Origin of the sequence: Streptomyces viridochromogenes (genome assembly GCF_001270495.1) — a bacterium.
In the GTDB taxonomy this organism is placed as follows: Bacteria; Actinomycetota; Actinomycetes; order Streptomycetales; family Streptomycetaceae; genus Streptomyces; species Streptomyces viridochromogenes_A.
In genome coordinates this window covers 21,501-27,649 of record NZ_LGUR01000268.1, presented here as the reverse complement: position 1 = coordinate 27,649, position 6,149 = coordinate 21,501, and the positions used below count along the sequence as shown (strand labels likewise).

General features: G+C 69.4%; 8 protein-coding genes. All 8 read right to left on the bottom strand.

The annotated features are described in order from the left end of the window. The coding region (locus ADK36_RS44660; RefSeq protein ID WP_267887449.1) for a lyase family protein at positions 1–487 on the bottom strand (487 nt) is incomplete at its 3' end. 118 nt (positions 488–605) lie between these two features. Then, positions 606–1,622, bottom strand: coding sequence for an asparaginase (locus tag ADK36_RS44655; RefSeq protein WP_048586662.1), 1,017 nt, complete (start codon positions 1,620–1,622; stop codon positions 606–608). 58 nt (positions 1,623–1,680) lie between these two features. After that, the gene (locus ADK36_RS44650; protein ID WP_053201658.1) at positions 1,681–3,120 is read right to left on the bottom strand and encodes an amino acid permease; all 1,440 of its coding nucleotides are present in this window, start codon (positions 3,118–3,120) and stop codon (positions 1,681–1,683) included. Next, entirely contained in the window at positions 3,117–3,794 is a 678-nt protein-coding gene (locus ADK36_RS44645; RefSeq protein ID WP_048586660.1) for a FadR/GntR family transcriptional regulator, read from the bottom strand. The genes ADK36_RS44650 and ADK36_RS44645 overlap by 4 nt, the downstream gene beginning before the upstream one ends. A 176-nt stretch (positions 3,795–3,970) precedes the next feature. Then, positions 3,971–4,810 carry an undecaprenyl-diphosphate phosphatase gene (locus tag ADK36_RS44640; protein WP_053201656.1) on the bottom strand — a complete coding sequence of 280 codons (840 nt, stop codon included), beginning with the start codon at positions 4,808–4,810 and terminating at the stop codon, positions 3,971–3,973. 88 nt (positions 4,811–4,898) lie between these two features. Then, positions 4,899–5,273, bottom strand: coding sequence for a fluoride efflux transporter CrcB (gene crcB, locus ADK36_RS44635; protein WP_048586658.1), 375 nt, complete (start codon positions 5,271–5,273; stop codon positions 4,899–4,901). Then, on the bottom strand, positions 5,270–5,680 hold the full coding sequence (locus ADK36_RS44630) for a DUF190 domain-containing protein (protein ID WP_053201654.1): 411 nt from the start codon (positions 5,678–5,680) through the stop codon (positions 5,270–5,272). The genes crcB (ADK36_RS44635) and ADK36_RS44630 overlap by 4 nt, the downstream gene beginning before the upstream one ends. Then, positions 5,677–6,138, bottom strand: a complete 462-nt coding sequence (crcB, locus tag ADK36_RS44625) for a fluoride efflux transporter CrcB (protein WP_053201652.1) — start codon at positions 6,136–6,138, stop codon at positions 5,677–5,679. Before crcB (ADK36_RS44625) ends, ADK36_RS44630 begins: the two co-directional genes overlap by 4 nt. Positions 6,139–6,149: the final 11 nt, after the last annotated feature.

Sequence of the window (6,149 nt, the reverse complement as noted above, 5' to 3'; positions counted from 1 at the left end):
GCAGCCCGCGCACCGCGAACACCGTCGCGACCTTCACGGCGGTCGGGTACACGTCGTTCGTCGACTGCCCGAGGTTCACGTCCTCGTTCGGGTGCAGATACCGGTACTCGCCCTTGGCATGACCCAGCAGCTCCAACGCCCGGTTCGCCACAACCTCGTTGGCGTTCATGTTCGTCGACGTGCCCGCACCGCCCTGGACGACGTCGACGACGAACTGCTCGTGCAGCTTGCCGGAGCGGATCTCCCGGCACGCGGCGACGATCGCGGCGGCCTTCTCAGGGTCGAGGAGCCCGAGCTCCTCGTTCGCGAGGGCAGCGGCCTCCTTGACCGCGGCGAGGGCGTCGATCAGGTGCGGATAGGCGGAGATCGACGTCCCGGTGATGGGGAAGTTCTCCGTGGCGCGCAGGGTGTGGACACCCCAGTAGGCATCGGCGGGGACATCCCGATCGCCCAGCAGATCATGCTCGCTACGGGTGACGGCGTTCATGAGGGAACGGTTCTTCTTTCTACGAGGGTGAGGTGAGCGCCCCTCAAAGGGGCGCGGGGAACTGCGCGACAGGCCACGACGGGCCCGCAGTCGCCCGATGACATGCCGACCCGGATCACTAGGCGCAAGCAGAAACAACAACCGGCTCCAGCGAACGAACGGGCCGCACACACCCGACCGCCCGCCCGCCTCCAAGCAGCGCCTCCCCCTGGAACTCGGTCAGCAGCTCAGGGTCAACCCCGGCCCGAGCAAGCGCCGCCGCGGCCACCGGCACCCGCGCCCGATTCGCCCCGTCGGCGATCTTCACGGCGATGGCCCGGCCATCCGGCAGCGCAGCGACCTGCACGCCCTCGAACCCGTCCTTGGTCAGCAGCCCCGGCACGGCCCGCATCAGCGCGGCCACGTCCCGCCCGGAGCCGGAGGCCATCTCGGCATGCTCCCGCATCGCGTCGGCGACCCGAGCCTCGGGCGTCCCCGGCACCGCCGTGGTGATACGGGCGGCGGCACGGGCGAGCCCGTGCAGCGAGACGGAGAACAGCGGCGCACCGCAGCCGTCGACTGTCACCCGGGCCACGCGCTGTCCGGTGAGGTCCTCGACGATCTCCGCGATGGCCTGCTGGAGCGGGTGACCGGGGTCGAGGTAGCCGTCCAGGGACCACCCGTTGAGCGCGCAGGTGTACAACATGGCCGCGTGCTTGCCGGAGCAGTTCTGGGCGAGCCGGGACGGCAGGCGGCCTTCCCGGATCCACGCGTCCCGGACGACGGGGTCGTACGGCATGTCCGGGACGTTGCGCAGGTGGTCCTCGGTGAGTGCGGCGAGTTCGAGGATGCGCCGGGTACCGGCGAGGTGGCGTTCCTCGCCGGAGTGGCTGGCCGCGGTGAGCGAGAGCAGCTCACCGTCGAGGGGAAGCCCGGCCCGCGCCATGGCGACGGCCTGGACCGGCTTGAGCGCGGAACGCGGGTAGAAGGCGGCCTCGATGTCACCGAGCTGGAACTGGACCTCGCCGTCGGCGCCGAGGACGACGACGGAGCCGTAGTGGATGCCTTCGATCATTTCGTCGCGTATGAGGTGGGCGACGGGAGCGTGGAGAGGTTCGCGGACAAGGGGTGCGTCCGCTATGGAACTGCTGTACATCACTGTCTGGCTGCCTGGTTGTCGTAGGTCGATGAGGGGTCGTCGACCGACACGGATCTCACGCGTCGGCCTTGGGCGAAGTGCGCGTGGCCCGGGCACGGATGCCGTACCAGCCCGCGACCAGCGCTGCGACGATCGGCGGCAGGCACAGCACGGTGGTGCGGCCGGCGCCTCCGTCGGCGTACATGAGGACCAGGACGGAGGCGAGGAATGCCAGCGTCACGACTTCGGTCCAGGGGGAGCCCGGCAGCCGGTAGCTCGGGCGGGTGAGCTCGCCCTTCTGGGTCTTCTGCCAGAAGAGCAGGTGACAGAGCATGATCATGCCCCAGGTGGCGAGGATGCCGATCGCCGCGAAGTTCAGCACGATCTCGAACGCCTCGGCGGGGACGACGAAGTTGAGTCCGACGCCGAGGACGCAGATACCGCTGGTCAGCAGGATGCCGCCGTAGGGGACCTGGCTGCGGCTCATCACCGAGGTGAACTTCGGGGCGGAGCCGGACATGGCCATGGAGCGCAGGATGCGGCCGGTGGAGTACAGGCCGGAGTTGAGCGAGGACATCGCCGCGGTCAGCACGACCAGGTTCATGATGCCGCCGGCCGCCGGGATGCCGATGTTGGACAGCACGGTGACGAAGGGGCTCTCGCCCGCCTTGTACGCCGACCAGGGCAGCAGCATCGAGAGGAGGATCACCGAGCCGACGTAGAAGAGGCCGACGCGCCACATGATCGAGTTGATCGCCTTCGGCATGATCTTCTCGGGGTTCTCGGTCTCGCCGGCGGCGACGCCGACCAGTTCGACGGAGGCGTAGGCGAAGACGACGCCCTGGACGATCAGCAGCATGGGCAGCAGGCCGTTGGGGAAGATGCCGCCGTTGTCGGTGATCAGGGACGGGCCGGGGGTGGTGTCGCCCACCGGGTGCTGGGTGACCAGCAGGAAGATCCCGATCAGCATGAACACCACGAGCGCGGCCACCTTGATGATGGCGAACCAGAACTCCAGTTCGCCGAACATCTTCACCGAGATGAGGTTCACGGTGAGGACGACGGCGAGCGCGATGAGCGCGATCACCCACTGCGGTATGTCGGAGAACATGCCCCAGTAGTGGGTGTAGACGGCCACCGCGGTGATGTCGGCGATACCGGTGGTGGCCCAGTTCAGGAAGTACATCCAGCCCGCGACGTACGCGCCCTTCTCCCCCATGAACTCCCGGGCGTACGACACGAAGGCGCCGGACGACGGTCGGTAGAGGACGAGTTCACCGAGGGCACGCACGACGAGGAAGGCGAAGATTCCGCAGACCGCGTAGGCGATGAACAGGGAGGGGCCGGCGTCGGCGAGCCGGCCGCCCGCGCCGAGGAACAGGCCGGTGCCGATGGCTCCGCCGATGGCGATCATGTTGACGTGCCGGGACTTCAGCGACTTGCTGTAGCCGAGGTCTCCGGCGTCGACGTGACCGGACTGGGGGCGCGTCTCTTCTTTGAGGTGCTGCTCGCTCACGCCTCGGGTCCGCCTTCCGTGGGGCTGTCCGTGCGCGCGGGGCGCACGATGTCGGTGAGGGTGGTCTCGACGCGGTCCAGGTGGTGAGCCATGGCGTCGGTCGCGTCGAGTTCGGAACCGTCGATCAGTGCCTCGACGATCGCCCGGTGCTCGCGGTTGGACTGCTCGCGGCGGCCGCCCAGTTCGTTGAGGAAGGCCGACTGACGCGCCAGTGCGTCGCGGATCTCCTCGATGACCCGGCGGAAGACCGGGTTCTGGGCGGCCTCGGCCACGGCCAGGTGGAAGAGGGTGTCCATCGCGACCCACGCGGTGGTGTCCGTCTCCCGCTCCATACGGTCGAGCAGGTGGGCGAGGTGGTCGAGGTTCTCCGGGGTGCGGCGCAGCGCCGCGTACCCGGCGACCGGGATCTCGACATGCCGGCGCACCTCCAGCAGATCGCTGGCCGCGTAGTCGCCGAAGGTGGGGTCCTCGACGGCGTTGGCGACGACGAAGGTGCCCTTGCCGGTCTTGGAGACGGTCAGACCCATGGTCTGCAGGGCCCGCAGGGCCTCGCGCAGGACGGGGCGGCTGATCTCCAGGGTGCGGCAGAGCTCCGCCTCGGACGGGAGCTTGTCGCCGATGGCGTACTCGCCGCGCTCGATGGCGCTACGGAGGTGTGCCAGGACCGCTTCCATGGCGCTGATGCGCCGCGGAGGCTGTCCGGCTGTCCGGCTGTCTGACAGGTTCACGGGAGTGATACTCCGGGTGAGCCGTGGGTGGTGTCAAGGGATGCGGATGGAGAGAGTGCCCGACGAGACGGACAGACTCACCGGGCGTGACGCTCGAAAGCCGGCGTCACGCCCGGCTCGGGTCAACTGTTGATCACTCCCGCGCCCAGCAGCCCGAACAGCAGCACCCCCACGACGATCCGGTAGATCACGAAGGCGTTGAAGGAGTGCTTGGCCACGAACCTCAGCAGCCAGGCGATGGAGGCATAGGCCACGACGAAGGACACGGCGGTACCGACGGCCAGCGGCAGCGCGCCCGTACCCGTCGTGCCGAGGGCGTCCTTCAGCTCGTAGATGCCGGCGCCGGTGAGGGCCGGGATGCCGAGGAAGAACGACAGGCGGGTGGCGGCGACCCGGTCCAGGTCGAGCATCAGCGCCGTGGACATCGTGGCACCGGAGCGCGAGAAGCCCGGGAAGAGCAGGGCGAGGATCTGCGAGCTGCCGACGAGCATCGCGTCCTTGAAGGAGGTGTCGTCCTCCCCGCGCTTGTGCCGGCCCATCTGGTCCGCCGCCCACATCACCCCGCTGCCGACGATCAACGACCCCGCGACGACCCACAGCGAGGCGAGCGGCCCCTTGATGAGCGGCTTGGCGGCCAGGCCCACGACGATGATCGGGATCGTCGCGCAGATCACCCACCAGGCGAACTTGTAGTCGTGGTGGTACCGCTCCTCCTTGTCCCGCAGCCCGCGCAGCCACGCGGAGACGATCCGCACGATGTCCTTGAAGAAGTACACGAGTACGGCGGCGATCGCGCCGACCTGGATGACGGCCGAGAACCCGACGACCGCGTCGTCGTCGACGGGGATGCCCATGAGCCCCTCGGCGATCTTCAGATGGCCGGTCGAGGAGACGGGCAGGAACTCGGTCACCCCCTCGACGGCTCCGAGGACGACGGCCTGACCGACGCTGATGGCGCTCATGGGATCCAGTTCCGGGGGCGGGGCAGTGGCGCGCACTGTCCTACCAGGCGCGGGTGTGATCCGGTCGCCGACAACGCCACGCGGCGGTCTAGGACCACACCGCCTGGGCGATCGACACCCCCACGAAAGCGGCACCGAGGCCGGCGGTCACGCTGCCCACGATGTTGGCGACGGCGTAGAGCCCGGCGCCCGTCTCGGTCAGCCGCAGGGTCTCGTACGAGAAGGTCGAGTACGTGGTCAGGGCCCCGCACAGGCCGGTGCCGAGCAGGAGCCGCAGGTGGGAGCTCGCGGCGCCCTGGGCCGCGGCGCCGGTGAGCAGGCCGAGGACCAGGCAGCCGGTGACGTTGACCAGGAAGGTTCCCCACGGGAACACCGAGTCGTGCCGGGACTGCACCGCCCGGTCGGTGAGATACCGCAGGGGCGCGCCGACGACGGCGCCCGCGATCACCAGAAGCCAGTTCACGGCGCCTTCTTACCTTCCGTGTTCTTACCTTGCGTGTGCGTACCGGTGGTGTCCGGTTCGAGCGGAGTGCCGTCGCGGCCGGTGTACCGGATGACCTCGCAGTGGTCGAGGGTGACGAGCCCTTCGGTGACGAGTTCGTCGAGCTGTGGCAGGAAGGCCCGGACGCGCTCCTCGGTGTCGACGATCACGATCGCGACGGGCAGGTCCTCGCTCAGGGACAGCAGCCGCGAGGTGTGGATCAGGGAGGAGGCGCCGAAGCCCTCGACACCGCGGAAGACGCTCGCCCCCGCGAGGCCGGCGGCGTGGGCGCGGTGCACGATCTCCGCGTAGAGGGGCTTGTGGTGCCAGGTGTCGTGCTCGCCGACGAAGACGGTCAGCCGCAGGGCCCGGCCGGTCAGCCTGGTCATGGCTGCCTCACTTTCAGGACGCGACGGGTGGCGGCCGCCGCGAGCCAGACCGCTGTGAGCGCGGCGGTCAGGGTGGCGGCGAGGTAGGCCAGGCCCACGCGCGCGTGTCCGTTGTCCAGCAGTTGCTGGATGTCGACGGCGTAGGTGGAGAAGGTGGTGAAGCCGCCGAGCACTCCGGTGCCGAAGAAGGGGCGGACGAGGCGGTGGGCGGCTCGCACCTCGGTGATGACCACCATGAAGACGCCGATCACGGCGCAGCCGACGACATTGGTCCAGAACGTCGCCCAGGGGAAGCCACCGGGCCCGGCGGGCCACCACAGGGAGGCCGCGTACCGGGCCGTGGCACCGATCGCGCCGCCCAGTGCGACCACCGCGACGATCGGCGCCTGGGTCCGCCACGCGTGCTGCCGTGGGGTGCGGACGGGGGCGCGCAGGGTGTCGGTGTCCGGCGCTGTCATGGTCGTACGTC